This window comes from Meiothermus sp., from assembly GCF_026004075.1.
In the GTDB taxonomy this organism is placed as follows: Bacteria; Deinococcota; Deinococci; order Deinococcales; family Thermaceae; genus Meiothermus.
Window position 1 is genome coordinate 67,375 of record NZ_BPIK01000001.1, and the last position, 15,481, is coordinate 82,855.

General features: G+C 62.8%; 16 protein-coding genes. 6 read left to right on the forward strand and 10 right to left on the reverse strand.

Going from position 1 to position 15,481, the window contains the following annotated elements:
• The first annotated feature begins 105 nt into the window (after positions 1-105).
• On the forward strand, positions 106-1,254 hold the full coding sequence (locus Q0X18_RS00325) for a phosphopentomutase (protein ID WP_297557211.1): 1,149 nt from the start codon (positions 106-108) through the stop codon (positions 1,252-1,254).
• Here Q0X18_RS00325 and Q0X18_RS00330 read toward each other — a convergent pair.
• From Q0X18_RS00330 to Q0X18_RS00340, 3 genes are read right to left on the reverse strand one after another with little or no spacing between them, the layout of a single operon-like run.
• Positions 1,251-2,642: a nicotinate phosphoribosyltransferase gene (locus tag Q0X18_RS00330; protein ID WP_297557212.1), complete on the reverse strand. Its 1,392-nt coding sequence runs from the start codon at positions 2,640-2,642 to the stop codon at positions 1,251-1,253. The genes Q0X18_RS00325 and Q0X18_RS00330 overlap by 4 nt on opposite strands.
• The gene (locus tag Q0X18_RS00335; RefSeq protein ID WP_297557213.1) at positions 2,639-3,667 is read right to left on the reverse strand and encodes a bifunctional nicotinamide-nucleotide adenylyltransferase/Nudix hydroxylase; all 1,029 of its coding nucleotides are present in this window, start codon (positions 3,665-3,667) and stop codon (positions 2,639-2,641) included. Before Q0X18_RS00335 ends, Q0X18_RS00330 begins: the two co-directional genes overlap by 4 nt.
• The gene (locus Q0X18_RS00340) at positions 3,664-4,422 is read right to left on the reverse strand and encodes an NUDIX domain-containing protein (RefSeq protein ID WP_297557214.1); all 759 of its coding nucleotides are present in this window, start codon (positions 4,420-4,422) and stop codon (positions 3,664-3,666) included. The genes Q0X18_RS00335 and Q0X18_RS00340 overlap by 4 nt, the downstream gene beginning before the upstream one ends.
• A 255-nt stretch (positions 4,423-4,677) precedes the next feature.
• Between Q0X18_RS00340 and Q0X18_RS00345 the strand changes: the two genes are divergently transcribed.
• From Q0X18_RS00345 to Q0X18_RS00365, 5 genes are all read left to right on the forward strand, one after another.
• Complete coding sequence (locus tag Q0X18_RS00345; protein ID WP_297557215.1) at positions 4,678-6,828, forward strand: glutamine synthetase III; 2,151 nt, start codon at positions 4,678-4,680, stop codon at positions 6,826-6,828.
• Positions 6,829-6,950: 122 nt separating this feature from the next.
• Positions 6,951-7,424 carry a DinB family protein gene (locus tag Q0X18_RS00350; RefSeq protein ID WP_297557216.1) on the forward strand — a complete coding sequence of 158 codons (474 nt, stop codon included), beginning with the start codon at positions 6,951-6,953 and terminating at the stop codon, positions 7,422-7,424.
• A complete protein-coding gene (locus tag Q0X18_RS00355) occupies positions 7,403-7,732 on the forward strand; it encodes a DUF1905 domain-containing protein (RefSeq protein WP_297557217.1) in 330 nt (109 codons plus the stop codon). The genes Q0X18_RS00350 and Q0X18_RS00355 overlap by 22 nt, the downstream gene beginning before the upstream one ends.
• 170 nt (positions 7,733-7,902) lie before the next feature.
• Positions 7,903-9,795: a biosynthetic arginine decarboxylase gene (gene speA / locus Q0X18_RS00360; protein ID WP_297557218.1), complete on the forward strand. Its 1,893-nt coding sequence runs from the start codon at positions 7,903-7,905 to the stop codon at positions 9,793-9,795.
• A 312-nt stretch (positions 9,796-10,107) separates the two neighbouring features.
• Entirely contained in the window at positions 10,108-10,800 is a 693-nt protein-coding gene (locus tag Q0X18_RS00365; RefSeq protein WP_297557219.1) for an FAD-dependent oxidoreductase, read from the forward strand.
• Positions 10,801-10,802: 2 nt separating this feature from the next.
• Here Q0X18_RS00365 and mutY read toward each other — a convergent pair whose 3' ends face one another.
• From mutY to Q0X18_RS00400, 7 genes are all read right to left on the reverse strand, one after another.
• The gene (gene mutY / locus Q0X18_RS00370; protein WP_297562898.1) at positions 10,803-11,795 is read right to left on the reverse strand and encodes an A/G-specific adenine glycosylase; all 993 of its coding nucleotides are present in this window, start codon (positions 11,793-11,795) and stop codon (positions 10,803-10,805) included.
• Between the two features lie 43 nt (positions 11,796-11,838).
• Positions 11,839-12,240 carry a CoA-binding protein gene (locus Q0X18_RS00375; RefSeq protein WP_297557220.1) on the reverse strand — a complete coding sequence of 134 codons (402 nt, stop codon included), beginning with the start codon at positions 12,238-12,240 and terminating at the stop codon, positions 11,839-11,841.
• 22 nt (positions 12,241-12,262) lie between these two features.
• Positions 12,263-12,835 (reverse strand): ankyrin repeat domain-containing protein, encoded by a 573-nt coding sequence (locus tag Q0X18_RS00380; RefSeq protein ID WP_297557222.1) that lies wholly within the window; start codon positions 12,833-12,835, stop codon positions 12,263-12,265.
• Between the two features lie 19 nt (positions 12,836-12,854).
• Entirely contained in the window at positions 12,855-13,769 is a 915-nt protein-coding gene (locus Q0X18_RS00385; RefSeq protein ID WP_297557224.1) for a metallophosphoesterase, read from the reverse strand.
• Between the two features lie 2 nt (positions 13,770-13,771).
• Positions 13,772-13,990: a hypothetical protein gene (locus Q0X18_RS00390; RefSeq protein ID WP_297557226.1), complete on the reverse strand. Its 219-nt coding sequence runs from the start codon at positions 13,988-13,990 to the stop codon at positions 13,772-13,774.
• 91 nt (positions 13,991-14,081) lie between these two features.
• Complete coding sequence (locus Q0X18_RS00395; RefSeq protein WP_297557227.1) at positions 14,082-14,741, reverse strand: hypothetical protein; 660 nt, start codon at positions 14,739-14,741, stop codon at positions 14,082-14,084.
• Positions 14,674-15,420 carry an Ig domain-containing protein gene (locus Q0X18_RS00400; RefSeq protein ID WP_297557229.1) on the reverse strand — a complete coding sequence of 249 codons (747 nt, stop codon included), beginning with the start codon at positions 15,418-15,420 and terminating at the stop codon, positions 14,674-14,676. Before Q0X18_RS00400 ends, Q0X18_RS00395 begins: the two co-directional genes overlap by 68 nt.
• Positions 15,421-15,481 lie beyond the last annotated feature (61 nt).

Genomic DNA, 15,481 nt, shown 5'->3' on the forward strand with positions numbered 1-15,481 from the left:
AGAGCGGCGGCTTGCACGGCCTATACGCATAGGCAAAAGCATAAGACCATTATGGCGAAAGTAAGGCGTTTTTGACCAAGCCGCTGCCTCCGGTATGCTTTGGGTATGAAGATTACCACCATCGTGCTGGACTCGGTGGGCCTGGGCTATCTGCCCGACGCCGCGCAGTTCGGCGATGAAGGGGCCGACACCCTCGACCACACCGTGCTCAAAACTGGGATAGAACTGCCCCATCTGGCCGCGCTGGGGCTGGGCCACGTACCGGGGGTACACACCCTGCCCAGGGTAGCCACCCCACAGGGGGCCTTTGGCCGGATGCTGGAGGTCAACCCCGGCAAAGATACCTCTACGGGCCACTGGGAGTTTGTGGGGATTCAGCTCGAGCACCCCTTTCAGGTTTTTCCACAGGGTTATCCACAGGATTTTCTGGCCGAATACTGCCGCCGCATTGGCGTGGAAGGGTATCTGCTCAACCAGCCCTACTCGGGCACCGAGGCCATCCGCGACTACGGCGACGAGCACCTGCGCACCGGCTTTCCCATCGTGTACACCTCGGCCGACTCGGTCTTTCAGGTGGCGGCCCACATCGGCAAAGTTCCCCTCGAGACCCTCTACCACTGGTGCAGGGTTGCGCGGGAGATGCTGGTGGGGCCGCTGGCCTGTGCCCGGGTGATCGCCCGCCCATTCGAGGGCGAGCCCGGCCAGTACTACCGGCGCGAGGATCTGCGCAAAGACTTTGCGCTCGAGCCCCCCCACAACGTGCTGGACGAGATAAAAGCCGCAGGGCTGGAGGTGGTGGGGGTGGGCAAGATTCCCGATATCTACGCCCACCGGGGTTTTACCCGCGAGGTCAAGTCGGGCAGCAACCTCGAGGGCCTCGAGCGTACCCTGGAACTCATGCGCCAGGGCTTCTCCGGCCTTATCTTCACCAACCTGGTCGACTTCGACGCCAAGTACGGTCACCGGCGGAACCCCCAAGGCTACGCCCAGGCGCTCGTAGAATTCGATACCCGGTTGCCCGAGTTGCTGGCCGCCCTCGGCCCGGACGACCACCTCTTTATCGTCTCCGACCACGGCAACGACCCCACCTACCGCGGCACCGACCATACCCGCGAGTATGGGATGCTGCTGGTGGTGGGGCCGGGGATGGCCGGGCGGGACCTGGGCACTCGCGCGACCTTTGCCGACCTGGCGGCGAGCTGGGCCCAGGCTTTCGGTCTGAGCTGGGCGGGGCCCGGAACCAGCGTGTTCTAAGCGTTGCCGCGCACCTCCTCCCAGGTGTAGCGCCGGGTAATCGCCCCGTTCTCAAAAACCGTTTGCAGAATGCTCTGGGGGTGCGGCTGGGTGGCGTCTAGGGGCAGTTCCACGGTGCGGATGCCGCGTTCGTCCTGGATAACGTCCAGGCGGCCTTTCTTGGAGAGCTTGCCGGGGTCGTCCACCGGGCTCTTGCCCACCCCGTAGGTCTCGCCGTCTACTGTGACCAGGTGCAGCTTCTGGGCGAACTTCTGGGTGTCGCGGTGGGGGTGCTGCAAGAGGGCCCCGCCCATGCCGAAGGCCACGTTGGAGGCGCTGTAGCCCCACTGCTCGAGCAAAAACAGCACCTTGCGGATGGTGTCGGCGTTCACCCCGTCGCCCTGGATGACCCGCACCCCGTTCAGCACCTTGTAGCCCTTGCGGTTGAGGGTGGCGCCAAATTTGGCCTCGAGGGTCTGCACCGTGCGCAGCACCACGAAGGGCGGGTCGCCCGAGTCGGGCCGGATGACCACGGTGGCCCCCGACTGCTGGATGAGTTCGCGCAATTCCTCGCCGATAATCTGGCCCACGGCGTGCTCGCGGTTGTACGAATCAATCACCATCGCCAGCAGGGCCCCCGGTTTGGCAAAGGCCTCGAGCATCTGGCGGTAGGCCTGGGCCTCGCCGGTGCGGCCAAAGCTGGTCACGGTGCTGTGCTCCATGGCCGGGATGCTGTAGCCGGCCATCTCGGCCCCGTAGTAGTTGCGGGCGTAGATCAGGGCGGTGACGGTATCGGTGCCCATAAAGTTCACCAGGTGGGCCATCCCGCCCAGCCCGGCGCTCTCGAGGCTGCTTACCCCCCGCGCGCCAAAGTCGTGCAGCTTGAAGGGCAGCTCGGCCTCGGGGTCGTCGGCGGTTTTCTCCAGGTACTCCTTGATGGTGTTGCGGATGCCCCAGGAAACCGTGCAGACTGTGGTGGGGTACCAGACCGCCCGCAACAGCGCGGTCTCGAGCCAGCCCGGCAGCCAGGGTACTTTAGGGTCGGTGCTCTCGATGATGACCAGGGGGTTGTGTACGGGAACCACCTTACCCTCGGGTACGGCCCGGATGCGCACCGGCAGCCGCCCCCCTAAGTCCTGGGCGATGTAGCGCCAGCCCTCTGTGGGGAAGGGCAGCCCGTGGGCCTGGAAGACCTCCTGGGCTTCCTCCACGTCGGCCAGGCTGACCCCCTTGCTCAGGTACTCGATTAAGAAGGCCTGCAGGCCAAAGAAGCGCACGAAGTTGGAGTCGCCTCCGCGGCTTTCGATGTACCAACTGGCATAGGTCATGCCCCTGGGGAACTGGGCGTAGTGGCTGGCCTTGTAGCTGTCGGTGTTTAGGATGAGGTTGTGGGGGTTGAGGGGTTTCACTTGGGCTCCTTTCCTTGGGACAGCGCGGGTTGGTGCGGTGCGCGCCCCAAAAACCAACAAATCTGCTGGTAGTGATCCTCAAAGAAGCGGGCCTGGTGGCGCTCGAGCCCGGCCAGGGGCAGCCAGAAGGCCCTTGCGGCGTCGTCCTGCCCTCGAACTGCTGGGGGAGGGGTGTCTTGCAGGTCGAAGAAGTGGCCCATGCTGATCACCCTTCCGCGCAGGCTGCGGCCCGGATAGTCGAAGGCCTGGGTGGCCTTGAGGTACTTGGCCTGTAGTTCCAGGCCGGTCTCCTCGCGCAGCTCGCGCAGGGCCGAAGCCAGCAGGGTTTCCCTGGGTTCCACGTAGCCCCCCGGCAGGGCCCAGGCCCCCTTGCCGAGGGCCCCGTTGCGCTCGACCAGTAAGACCTGTTCCTGGGCCAGCACCATCGCGTCGGTGGCGACGTGCAGGATGGGGTAGGGGTAGCGTCGCTCGAGCGCGCGATAGTGTTGAATGGTTCTCCACTCGTCCTGCAAGCGTTTGAACTCTGCCGTGGCGGCGAATTGCTCCATATACTGCCGCACCGCCTCTGGAACCATGGCCTTCCAATCGGCGCTGCCGCCAAAGTAGCTGTTGCGCACGTCGGTGGCGTTGAGGGGGCTCACCACGCCGCTGGGCTCGAAGGGCCAGTCGCCAAAGCCGTGCAGATAGTAGCTGCTCTCGTCCTTGTCGTAGCCGGTGATAGCAATGCGGGCGTCAGGGCCGGCGAGGGCCTCCACCGCCGTCCGCACACTGCGGAACCAGCGGGGGTCGTCGTAGTAGTCGTCGGCGATGGCTACAAACTGCAACCGGGTCGCGTCCGCACCCAGGCTGGCCCGGATCATGGCCTCGCGCACCTCGGCGCTGAAGGGGTTTTTGGGGGTGGGGTAGCAGTAGGCACTGCCCAGCACCACGATTAGCCGATCGAAACGTTCCAGGGCCCGGGAGATGGTCTCGAGGTGGGCTAAGTGCGGCGGCTGGAAGCGCCCGATAAAGACGGCGGTGTTCATGGTGCCCTCCGGAAGCGGTAGAGTTCGGCAGGCCGGCCCAGGCCGCGCTCGAGCGCGCCGGTGGCCTCGAGCATCCCCGAGGCCAGCATCTTGCGCCGAAAGGAGTCTTTGTTGAGCTTTTTTTGCAGGATGGTCTCGTGCACGGCCTGCAGTTGGCGCAGGGTGAAGCGTTCCGGGAGCAGCTCAAAGCCGATGGGGGTGTACGAGAGCTTCCCCCGGATGCGCCGCAGGGCCACCCCCAGTATCTCGGCGTGGTCGAAGGCCAGTGAATACTTTTTGTTTTTGCTATCGAAAATTTCTACGCTGCTGGCCTCTTCGGGTGTGCGCAATTTGAACAGCGCGATTTCCTCGCTGGATTCGCGGATATGGCTGGCCTCGACCAGGGCGTAATAGGCCACGCTAATCACGCGCATCCGGGGGTCGCGTTTGGGGTCGCCGAAGGTGTAGAGCTGCTCCAAGTAAACAGGATGCTTGTGGGGGCTTTCCCGCTCCATGCCCACCATCCCCTCGAGCCCGGCTTTTTGCCGTAGCACCCGTGCGGCGGCCTCGTCGAGCGACTCCTGTATCTGCACAAAGCCACCCGGCAGGCTCCAGTAGTTGAGGAAAGGGTGTTCTTTGCGCTTGACCAATAGGGCCTCGAGGTGCCCTTCGCGCAGGGTCAGGATGACCACGTCCACCGTTACCGAAGGTCGGTCGAAGGCGTTGGAATCGTAGTTATTCAGGTATTGCAGCTCTTCCAGATTATGGCGATTCAAGCAGGCCTCCTACATATATGCAAATAGCATATATGTATTATGCATATAAATCAAGCAAATCGTCAAAAATGCAATTGGTTGCGATTTATTCTGTCAAACGTCTGATGATATTGTGACAAAATGCAAATTTTCGAAGAACGCAATGTTGATTTTTGCAAATTTGTGATAAGGTGTTGTCTCAAGTGGTGCCGGATTAAAAGTCATTTAGATACAAAAAACATCTAAATACAACCGTCACCATCTCCAGGAGAAGCTATGAACCACGACTTTGATGTTGTTTCGGCAGCCCGTAACTGGCGGTTTAAGGATGTGCGACAGGTTTCCAGCGACATCGCTGGCGAGGTATTTGCCAGCGATGTGCTGGACATGGATGAGCTGCGCGAGCTGGTTTCCAAACCAGTATGGAAATCGCTCCAGGCCACCATCGAGAAGGGCGCCCCCCTCGATCCCAGCATCGCCGATACCATCGCCCTGGCCATGAAGAAGTGGGCCCTGGAAAAAGGGGCCACCCACTATACCCACTGGTTCCACCCGCTCACCGGCTACACCGCCGAGAAGCACGACAGCTTTTTCACCCCCATCTCCGATGGCAAGGTGATTGCCTCGTTCACCGGGAAGGAGCTCATTCAGGCCGAACCCGACGCCTCTTCGTTTCCATCGGGTGGCCTGCGGGCGACCTTCGAGGCAAGGGGTTACACCGCCTGGGATCCTACCTCGCCGGCCTTCATCGTGCGGCACTCCAACGGCGCGACCCTGTGCATCCCCACCGCCTTTGCCAGCTGGACTGGGGAGGCCCTCGACCTCAAAACCCCCCTGCTGCGCTCCATCGAGGCCCTGAACAAAAGCGCCCAGCGGGCCCTCAAGTACTTTGGTGTACAGGCCAGCAAGGTTTCCTCTACCCTGGGAGCTGAGCAGGAGTACTTCCTGATTGATGAGGAGTTTTACTTCCGCCGCCCCGACCTGGTCATGACCGGCCGCACCCTGTTTGGGGCCAAGCCCCCGCGCGGACAGGAGCTCGAGGATCACTACTTCGGCTCCATCCCCGACCGGGTGCTCTCCTTCATGACCGACGTGGAGAACCAGCTCTATGCCCTGGGTATCCCGGTCAAGACCCGCCACAACGAGGTGGCCCCCGGCCAGTACGAGATCGCCCCCATCTTCGAGCCCTCCAACATCGCCGCTGACCACCAGCAGCTGGTTATGCAGGTGCTTAAGAACACCGCCCGGCGCTACGGTATGGTAGCCTTGCTGCACGAGAAGCCCTTCGCTGGCATCAACGGCTCGGGCAAGCACTGCAACTGGAGCATGAGCACCGATACCGGCATCAATCTGCTGGAGCCCGGCGACACCCCGCACGACAACCTGCAGTTCCTGTTTTTCTGTGCGGCGGTGATCAAGGCGGTGGATCTGCACCAGGATCTGCTGCGCATTAGCGTGGCCTCGGCCTCCAACGACCACCGCCTGGGCGCCAACGAAGCCCCCCCGGCCATCATGTCCATCTTCCTGGGCGACCAGCTCACCGATATCTTCGAGCGGTTGGCTAATGGCAAAGGGGGTTCAGGCAAGAAGGTAGGGGTGCTCGAGCTTGGCACGCCGGTGCTGCCCCCCCTGCCCAAGCACGCCGGCGACCGCAACCGCACCTCGCCCTTCGCCTTTACCGGCAACAAGTTCGAGTTCCGCGCGGTGGGTTCCTCGCAGAGCATCTCCTTCCCCATCACGGTGCTCAACACCATCGTGGCCGACGCCATCGATGCCCTGATGGACTCGGTCGAGGCCAAGATGAAGAAAAAAATGGGCTTCGAGCAGGCCGCTTTGGAGACCATCAAGGAGACCTACGCCCAGCACAAGCGCATCGTTTTCAACGGCGACGGCTACTCGGCGGCCTGGCACAAAGAAGCCGCCAAGCGCGGGCTGTTGAACCTACGCACGGCTGTTGATGCCATCGAGCGCTTTACCGACGAGAAAAACGTCAAGCTGTTTACCCGCCTGGGGGTGCTCAACGAGCGCGAGATTTACGCCCGCCAGGAGATCATGTACGACATCTACTTCAAGCAGGTCAACATCGAGGGCGAGACCACCGAGTGGGTGGCCCAGACCCAGATTCTGCCCGGGGCTTTGAGCTACCTGGCCGAACTCTCGGAGATCGAGGTCAAGTCGCGGGCCGCCGAGCGCACCATCAAACAGGTGGTGGAGGCCACCGACGCGCTGTCGGATGCCCTCGAGAAGCTCAAGGCCCAGAACGCCGAGCTGGGCGGCGACGAGGTGCACGAGAAAGCCCACCACATGCGCGACAACGTGCTGCCCGCCATGGCCGAGGTGCGCAAGGCCGCCGATGCCCTCGAGCGCATCCTGGCCGACAAATACTGGCCCCTGCCCAGCTACCGCGAGATGCTGTTTGTGAAGTAGACACCGGCTCCTTCTGCCTCCAAACACCCCCGGGCCTGGGGGTGTTTTTGTGCTCCAACGAGGGTTCGGGGCCAATATGTTATTATCGTATTTGCAAATCGTGTTACGAACGAGGTATATCCATGCGCAATTCGGTTTCGGAAGCCCTGCTGGACTCGTTTCAGCGCAACAACACCATCCTGCTCAATCTGCTGCGGGCTCTGCCGGAAGGGGGCCTGGAGGCCAGGGCCATGGAGGGGAGTCCGTCGGTGGGGGAGCAGTTCGCACACATTCAGAACACCCGGCTGTTCTGGTTGCAGCAGGTCGCGCCGGAGCTGGCTGAGGGTATGCCCCAGCGCGACCGCCTGGCCGAGCTGCTCGACGAGAGCGCTCGAGCCATCTGCGATGCGGTTAAGCATCGCCTCGAGACCGGCCAGCCGATGGAGGGTGGGCACGCCCACTACGACCACCCGGTGCTGTTTCTTCAGCACATGCTCTGGCACGAGGGCTACCACGTCGGGCAGATGAAGCTGGCCCTCAAGCAAATGGGCTATGTGATGCCGGAGGCGCTGGAAGAGCAGGCCATCTGGAGCCTGTGGCGCACGGAGGTCTGGTAGCGGTGGGCCTCGAGTTCAGCGGCGAAATCTGGGAGTGGCGCGGCCCGGCGCCCTTTTACTTCGTGACCGTGCCCGAGGCAGAGAGCCAGGCCATCAAAAGCGCCGAGCGGCTCCTGACCTACGGCTGGGGCATGATTCCGGCAAAGGTTCGCATCGGCCAGACCGTCTGGAAAACCGCGCTCTGGCCTAAGGAGGGCCGGTACGTTCTGCCGCTCAAAGATGCCGTGCGCCGGGCGGAGGGCCTCGAGGTGGGCCAGACCGTGCAGGTGTGGCTCGAGGTGGGTCTGGGCTCAGCAGATACGCAATAAAGGGTCTCGTGTGGAACAGGTCTAAATTTCTAGCAGAACGGATTCCTTGATGAATGGTTCTTTGCTATAGCATCCTGGGACAAAATGCCCTACACTCTGTTCTGGACAGCGCACGGTGAATGCCCCCTGACATTCCACCCGTAGCCTGTGTGAGGAGACCCGGATTCAAGTTGGAGAAGCTCAAACGTTTCACTGCCAAGGATGCCGAAGAAATCTACCTCGTCCCCCACTGGGCGGCGGGGTTTTTTCGGGTAGGGGAGGACGGCGAGCTCGAGGTCACGCCCGAGGGGGCGGAGGGCCCCAGCGCCTCGCTCTTTGAAATCGTGCAGGACTTGCGGGACGAGGGACGCCCATTGCCGGTGATGCTGCGCTTCCCCCAAATTCTGGAAGCGCGGGTGGTGGCGCTCAACGAGGCCTTCCGCCGGGCCATCAAGAAGTACCGCTACGACGCGGGGTATCAAGGGCTGTTCCCGGTCAAGGTCAACCAGCGGCGTATGGTGGTGGAGACCGTAGCCAGGGCGGGGAAACCTTTTGCCTATGGCCTCGAGGCCGGTTCCAAAGCCGAGCTGGCCCTGATTCTGGCCCAGGATCTGCACCCCGAGTCCATCATCGCCTGCAACGGCTTCAAGGACGACGACTTTATCCGGCTGGCCCTGATGGGCAAAAAGCTGGGCAGGAACGTGGTGGTCACCCTGGAGAAATTCGCCGAGCTGGGGCGGGTGATCCGCATCGCCCAAGAGCTGGGGGTGGAGCCGCAGATTGGCATCCGCTACAAGCTCAAAACCAAAGGCTCGGGGGCCTGGGAGGAGTCGGGCGGCGAGGCGGCCAAGTTTGGCTTCACCACCCCCGAGATCATCAAAGCGGTGGATATGCTGGCCGAGGCCGGCATGCTGGGCACCATCGCCATGCTGCACTCGCACATCGGCAGCCAGGTGACCGATATCCGCCGCATTAAGCAGGCCGTGCGGGAGATCGCCCAGACCTACGTGCAGCTTCGCAAGCTGGGGGCCCCGGTGCGCTACCTCAACCTGGGTGGGGGGCTGGCGGTAGACTACGACGGCTCCAAGACCGCCTTCTATGCCTCGGCCAACTACACCCTGGAAGAGTACGCCGAGGACCTGGTCTACGTGACCAAGGAAATTTGCGATGGTCACGGGGAGCCTCACCCCATCCTGGTCACCGAGTCGGGCCGGGCCGTGACCGCCTACCACAGCGTGCTGGTGCTCGAGGTGATCGACACCATCCGCCCCCCCGGCGAAGAGAAGCTCGAGCAGCCCAAGGACGCCCATCCGGTGGTCAAGGATATGTTCGAGCTGGCCCGAAGCATCTCGGCCAAGAACTACCGCGAGGTCTACCACGACGCCTTCGCCAACAAGGACACCGTCCAGAATCTCTACGACCTGGGCCTCATCTCCCTGCGCGACCGGGCCGCAGCCGAGGCCCTGTTCTACCAGATTGCCCGCAAGACCCTCAAGCTGGCCCTCGAGCTCGACTACCCTGCCGACGAACTCGAAGACCTGCAAAAAATGCTGGCCGACAAACTGGTCTGCAACTTCAGCCTCTTCCAGAGCCTTCCCGATACCTGGGCCATCAAGCAGATGTTCCCCATCGTGCCGCTCACCCGCCTGAACGAGCGCCCCACCCGCGAGGCCACCCTGGTGGATATCACCTGCGACTCCGATGGCAAGATCGACCGTTTCATTGACACCCACGACGTGCGCAACACCTTGCCGGTGCACGAAATTCGCTCCGGCGAGCCCTACTACCTGGGGGTCTTCCTGACCGGGGCCTACCAGGACGTGCTGGGCATGAATCACAACCTGTTTGGCCGCATCGGCGAGGCCCATGTGGTGGTCGACGAAGAGGGCTACGACATAGAGCGCTTTATTCAGGGTGAAAAGGCCCGGCGGGTGATCGAGAAAATGGGCTACGAGGACGACGAACTGGCCGAGGCTGTGGAGAAGCTGGTGCGCTCGTCCAAAAAACTCACCCCTGCCGAAAAAGGCGCTTTTATGGAGCTGTACGCACGGGAGCTGGTGGGGTACACCTACCTGGAAGACTAGGTGCTACCGCCACAACCTACCCAAGAAAACGACCGCTTATAAATGCCGTTGGATTAATGACTGCTTTGGTCTGTCCAATGCGGTTGGCGAGAGTTATACGCATTTCGTCAATATCGTTCACTTTTGAAAGCCTAAACGATACTGCCGAAATGCTTTTCTACTCCCTTCGGTCGGCTTGAATCCTTCACCTTTGACTACACCCCACGGTGAAGGATTCAAGCGGAAACGGTATTACTCCCTTTGGTCGGATACTACATCGGGCAGTTGATTCACCGATAAATCCGCCCTCTAAACTTCCCTATGATGTTGTCTATGAACTACGACGTACTGATTGTGGGCGCAGGCTTCGCCGGCTCCGAAGCGGCCTATGCCCTGGCCCAGAAAGGGGTTCGGGTAGGCCTGGTCACCACCAGCCTGGACTCGGTCTATCTGCCCTTCACCCCTATCCAAGGCCCCTTTCCCCAGGGCTCGCTGCTGGCCCTGGTGGGCGAGGAAGGGCTGGGAGGCTGGGAGCTGCACCGCCGGGCCAAGTACAGGCTGGAAAACCACCCCCAGATTCACCTCCTGCAGCTCTCGGTGACACGCCTGATGCTCGAGGGCCCTGCCGTGATGGGCATTGAAAGCTGGGAAGGACCACGAAAAACCGCCCACAAGGTGGTGCTGGCGGTCGGGAGCTTTCTGAACCCTCGACTGTCCATTGGCTGCGTGACCGAGGAGGCCGGCCGCCTCTCGGAGGTGGCCTACCCCGATCTGTACCAGCACTTGGTGCAACTTGGCTTTAAGTTTACCTCTCAGTGTGCCGAGGTGCCCGAGCAGGACGGAACCCCCGGCTATCGGGTGGAGTATGAGGTGTTTGCTGAAGAGGAGTGGGAGTCCAGCACCATGCGCTTAGCCCGCGTCGAGGGCCTTTACGGTGTGGGTCTATGCGTGCTGGGGCAGGGTACATACGCCCAGATGGCCCAGGAGGGGTTGCGCCTGGCCGAAGCTTTGGGGCCCGGCACATAGCCCTACTCAGGAGGCCTTGGATGAGCCTTGACCAGCTCCAGTATCTTGCGATCCAGCCGCGATAAAGGGCGCCGCTCGGGGTTTTCTGTGGCCTCCCAGCAGGCTTTGTAGACCCGGATGAGTAGCTTTCGGTGGGTGAAGTCGTGGCGCACAGAGCCCACCGGCTCGGCAGAATCCAGCCCGAAGCGGGCCAGCAGGCGCTCCAAGGCGCCCGGCTCCTCTTCCATCGGAACCCCCCACAGCCCGCCCAGAACCGGCCCCTGCCGTAGCTCCAGGTGAACCCCTGCGGGCCCTTGCAGTACCAGTGCGGCGAGCTCGAGGCTTTTCTGCTTGCGTACCCTGGCGGCCGGGTAGCGCTCAGGGCTGGCCTTGCCCCGACAGAACGCAGCCACCGGACAGCCCCCACAGCCTGGATTTTGGGGTGTGCAAACTGTGGCCCCCAGTTCCATCAGGGCCTGGTTCCAGTCGCCAGGGCGAGCATCTTTTTGTTGTGCCAGAGCGGATAAAAGCGCATCGGCAGCCTCCTGCACCAGCTTCGGGGTGGGCTGCTCCCAGGCAAAAAGGCGCGACAACACCCGCCGCACGTTGCCATCCACCGCCGCCACCGGCTCCCCAAAGACAATGGAAGCTACAGCCGCCGCGGTGTAGGGGCCCAGGCCCGGCAAGGCCCGCAGCCCTTCCACCGTCGTTGGGAGTGTGCCCCCGGCAGCCACAACTTGCTGGGCCAGCCGGTGCAGGTTGCGGGCCCGAGCGTAGTAGCCACACCCCTGCCAGGCTTTCAACACTGCTTCCTGCTCGGCCCTGGCCAGGGCCTCGAGGGTGGGGAAGCGCTGTAAGAAGCGATGGTAGTAGGGAATGGCCTGCTCGACACGGGTCTGTTGCAGGAGCACCTCCGACAGGAGAACCCTGTAGGGGTCTGGCTCTCCCCGCCAGGGGAGCTTGCGCTGGTGGTGTTGGTACCAGGTAAGCAGGGCGCTGTGTAGATCGCTGGACATAAGAAGGTCGAGCACCAAGGGCTGGTAGCGCTGATGGCGAGCTCTAGCCCAGCAGTTGCCGATGAACCACCATCAAGCACCGATCCTGCACTACCTGAATCCCGGCCTGTCGAAGGGTTTCAGCAAAGGCCTCGTTCACAATGCCCGATTGCAGCCAGACCAGCCTGGGCCTGGCCGCCAGAATATCGTCCAGATGTCCCATCAGGGCCTCGCTGCGGCGAAACACGTCCACGATGTCTATGGGCTGTTCCAGATCGGTTAGCTGGCCGACCACCGTCTGGCCCCAGAGCGTTTGTCCGGTGTAGGCCGGGTTGACCGGTAGCACGGTGTAGCCTTTGCGGGCCAGGTAGTCGGGCACGTAAAAGGCGGCTTTGGCGGGGTTGGGGTGAGCGCCCAGCACCGCTATGGTGCGGGCCTGGAGCAAAAACTCGCGTAGGTTTTCCATACCGGCTTACCTCCCGATGAGGCTACGGCTGGCCCCCAAAGGCCCGCAACAGCGCCACCATCTCGTCATGGCCCGCCTCCAGGGCAATATCCATCACTGTTTTGCCCTGGAAGTTCTTCCAGCCCAGGTCGGGGCGGGCGTGTTCCAGCAGCCAGCGCGCCACCGCCGTATCACCCCGGCCCACCGCCAGGCTGAGGGCCATGCCGCTGCCCTCCCGCGCGCCATGGGAAAAGACCAGCTCGAGCATCCCGGGCTGGCTCGAGAGGGCCGCGTGGGGCAAGAGCGGAATCCCGTGGGCGCTTCTGTGCTGGGCCAGCGCCGGCTCGCGCTGTAACATCTCCCGAACGGTTTCCACCTCGCCCAGCATGGCCGCCGTGGAGATTTCCAGGGGGGCGCCTCGAGCCAGCAAATACAGTGCAATCTCCCGGTTCCCCACATGGGCCGCTGCCTGGATGGCCGTCTCGGTGTCGCCGGGCTGCCATTCGTGCGCCAGATTGAGCAGCTCCGGGGTTTCTTCCAGCATGGCCTGTACCCTGGCTAGGTTGCCGTGTGCGGCTAGTACAAACTCGCGAATGCGTTCGGGGGAAGGGTGCATATTTGTAGCTTACCGCAGGCTAGGCGAAGCGTTCCGGATGGGCCGCCTGGTACAGCCGCCAGGCCTCCCAGTCGCGGGGGAGGGCCTGCGACTCGGCCCAGTACCAGAAAGGCATCAGCAGCGAGCGCGCGGTGCGGGTCTCGTGATAAAAGATATCGGCTCCCAGGCCGCCTGCTTCCATCAGGCCGGAGTCGTAGTAGGCCTGCAAAGCGGCCTGCAGGTTATAGGGAATCTGGCGGAAGTCCACCTGCACGTGGTTCTCGCCTATTTCCACCACCACATACTGGGCCCGCACATCGCCGTTGAAGGGAGCCCCCACCGCCCCGCTGTTGAGCACCAGGGCCTCGCCCAGTTGGTACATAAAAGGGCGGTGGGTGTGCGAGCCCACCAAAAGCCGCGCCGGGAAGTCCTCGCTAATCTCGGTGAGGGTGCCGAGGGTCTGGTGCTCGTCGTAGCCTTCGCGGTAGTGGCGGGGCGAGCCGTGGGTGGCCCGCACCAGCACCCGCTCGCCCATGCCCTCGGCCTTCTCCAGCCCAAAGGTTCGCCGGGGAACTTCTTCGATAACCACCTGGAAGGGTAGGTTATCCAGCCAGTCCAGGTGATCCCGAGATAGCTGCGCCACCGACCAGGCGGTGGGCTCGAACAGGGGGTCGGTGTAAAGGTCGTTGAGCGAGGGATCGCGCTGGGCCCACTTGACCAGCAGGTCGTCGTGGTTGCCCAGCGAAAACCAAAACCCTTCGGGGGCCAGGCCCCGGCCCTCTTTGGAGGTGGTAAGGTCGAGCAAACGCTCCAGCACCTCGCGGTTGGAGGGCCCCCGGTTCACCAGGTCGCCGTTGACGATCACCAGATGGGCCTGTACCTCCTTCAGGTCGGCTAAAACAGCCTCGAGGGCCGGAAGATTGCCGTGGATATCCGAGAGAACCGCAACGCGCATGGTTAGTTGGCCGGTGTAAAGGGGTTCTTCTGGAAGGTGATAATACCGGTGACCAGAGCCACTATAGCCAGCAGGCTGACCACGCTGAGGGCCTGCAAAAGCAGCCAGAAAAAGTCGCGCAGCCCCCACAGCGGCGAGGTTTTTGGAGTCTGGCGCAGGGCCAGAAAACCCGCCAGGGCCACGACCCACAAAAATGCCAGGACAATCAGCGCTCTGCCCACAGTTTACTCAGGATAGCAGCCAACCCCCGTTCGAAATAGAAGGAGGCTCTCCTTCCTCGGACACAACGCGGAAAAGCCTGGGAAATGGTTTTTACTTGCCTTCTGAGCTGCCGGGGTTTTCCTCCTCGGTCTGGTTGGGGTCGCTCGAGCCCCCACCCGGTGTGCTGTTCCCCGGAGCGGCTTCGCCCGGCGGAGGGGTGCGACTACTGGGCGGAGCTGCTTGTCCCGCGCCCACGCTGGCCCAGGCATAGGAGGCGCGCAATAAATCCAGGTCTTTCTGGTCTACCACCCCATCGCCGTTGAGGTCGCCCTCGAGCTTCGGGGTTTGGGGTGAGGGTGCAGGCGCTGGCTGGCCCTGTGGCGCGGGTTCGGGCTGAGCGGGTTGCGCTTGTCCGGGTTGAGGAGGCTGTGCTTGTCCGGGTTGAGGAGGCTGCGCTTGTCCGGGTTGGGTTGGCGGTGCTTCTTCAGGTTGAGGGGGCTGCGCCGGCTCCGAGGCTGTTTGATCGGTGGGCGCTGCCGGAGGAGTCTCCTGGGCCGTACCAGCGGCCTGGGCGGGGCTTCCCTGGCTTTGGGGCGGGTTGTTCTCAGGGGTTTGCGGCGCGCTGGGGCTGGGGGTGGCCGGGGTTAGGCGGCGGCCCCAGTTGCGGGCGATGGCCTCGAGGTCGCTGTACCGGTACTTCCCCTCACTGGCCGCACGCTCGATGGCCGGGGCGTTGGTGGCCAGCTTGCCGTTTTTGTCGTAGAAGGCCACCCGGGTGGCGCGGAAGCTCGCCTCGGGCCGAACTTTTTTGTCGGGCAGGGGGGGTCGCGGTAAAGCGGAAGGCCTCGAGGTCCTTGCGCGGGCTGGTAAAGACCGCATCGATGTCCACCAGGCCCCTTTCTTCGTTGTAGCGCAGCACGTACAGCAGGCTGGCATCGGCCTTGAAGCTGTCCAGGGCCAGCTTGAGGTCTTTGAGCGGAATCTGGGCCTGAAAGCCCCGGGCTTCGCGGTCGCGCACCCGGAACAGGTAGGGGAAGGGGTCGGCCACCTCGGCCAGCGGGAAGACCTGATCGAGCCGGGGCGGTGGGGTCTCGCCAATCACCAGGATAACCTTCTGGGTGCGGTTGGAAAGGTTGGCGTCCTCCACGCTCACCGTAAGCTCGAAGCTGCCTTTTTCCTGGGGCGTGCCGCTGATACGGCCATTGCTGTAGACCAGCCCTTTGGGCAGGTTGCCCTCGAGGGTGAACCGGTAGGGCCGCACCCCCCCGTCGGCGGTAAGGGTGGTGTTGTAGGGTTCGTCCACATAGCCGGTGTCGAATCGGAGGATGAGACGCAAGGGCTGGCGGCTCTGGTTGTTCTGGCTGTCCGAACCGCAGGCTGCGAGCAGAATACCCAGGAAGACCAGCCCTCCCAGCAATAAGACCCTGCCCAATACCGGTCGCTTGCGCATGCTTTAAGTTTAGACCTCCAGATGAACACTGGTTGTGAAAATGGCCGGGCCGCTGCCCTTG

Bases quoted from the DNA above. Each gene is read 5' to 3' on its own strand.
- Q0X18_RS00325 (WP_297557211.1), top strand. From the start codon at position 106: ATGAAGATTACCACCATCGTGCTGGACTCGGTGGGCCTGGGCTATCTG.
- Q0X18_RS00335 (WP_297557213.1), bottom strand. From the start codon at position 3,667: ATGAACACCGCCGTCTTTATCGGGCGCTTCCAGCCGCCGCACTTAGCC.
- Q0X18_RS00345 (WP_297557215.1), top strand. From the start codon at position 4,678: ATGAACCACGACTTTGATGTTGTTTCGGCAGCCCGTAACTGGCGGTTT.
- Q0X18_RS00350 (WP_297557216.1), top strand. From the start codon at position 6,951: ATGCGCAATTCGGTTTCGGAAGCCCTGCTGGACTCGTTTCAGCGCAAC.
- Q0X18_RS00365 (WP_297557219.1), top strand. From the start codon at position 10,108: ATGAACTACGACGTACTGATTGTGGGCGCAGGCTTCGCCGGCTCCGAA.
- mutY (WP_297562898.1), bottom strand. From the start codon at position 11,795: ATGTCCAGCGATCTACACAGCGCCCTGCTTACCTGGTACCAACACCAC.
- Q0X18_RS00375 (WP_297557220.1), bottom strand. From the start codon at position 12,240: ATGGAAAACCTACGCGAGTTTTTGCTCCAGGCCCGCACCATAGCGGTG.
- Q0X18_RS00380 (WP_297557222.1), bottom strand. From the start codon at position 12,835: ATGCACCCTTCCCCCGAACGCATTCGCGAGTTTGTACTAGCCGCACAC.
- Q0X18_RS00385 (WP_297557224.1), bottom strand. From the start codon at position 13,769: ATGCGCGTTGCGGTTCTCTCGGATATCCACGGCAATCTTCCGGCCCTC.
- Q0X18_RS00400 (WP_297557229.1), bottom strand. From the start codon at position 15,420: ATGCGCAAGCGACCGGTATTGGGCAGGGTCTTATTGCTGGGAGGGCTG.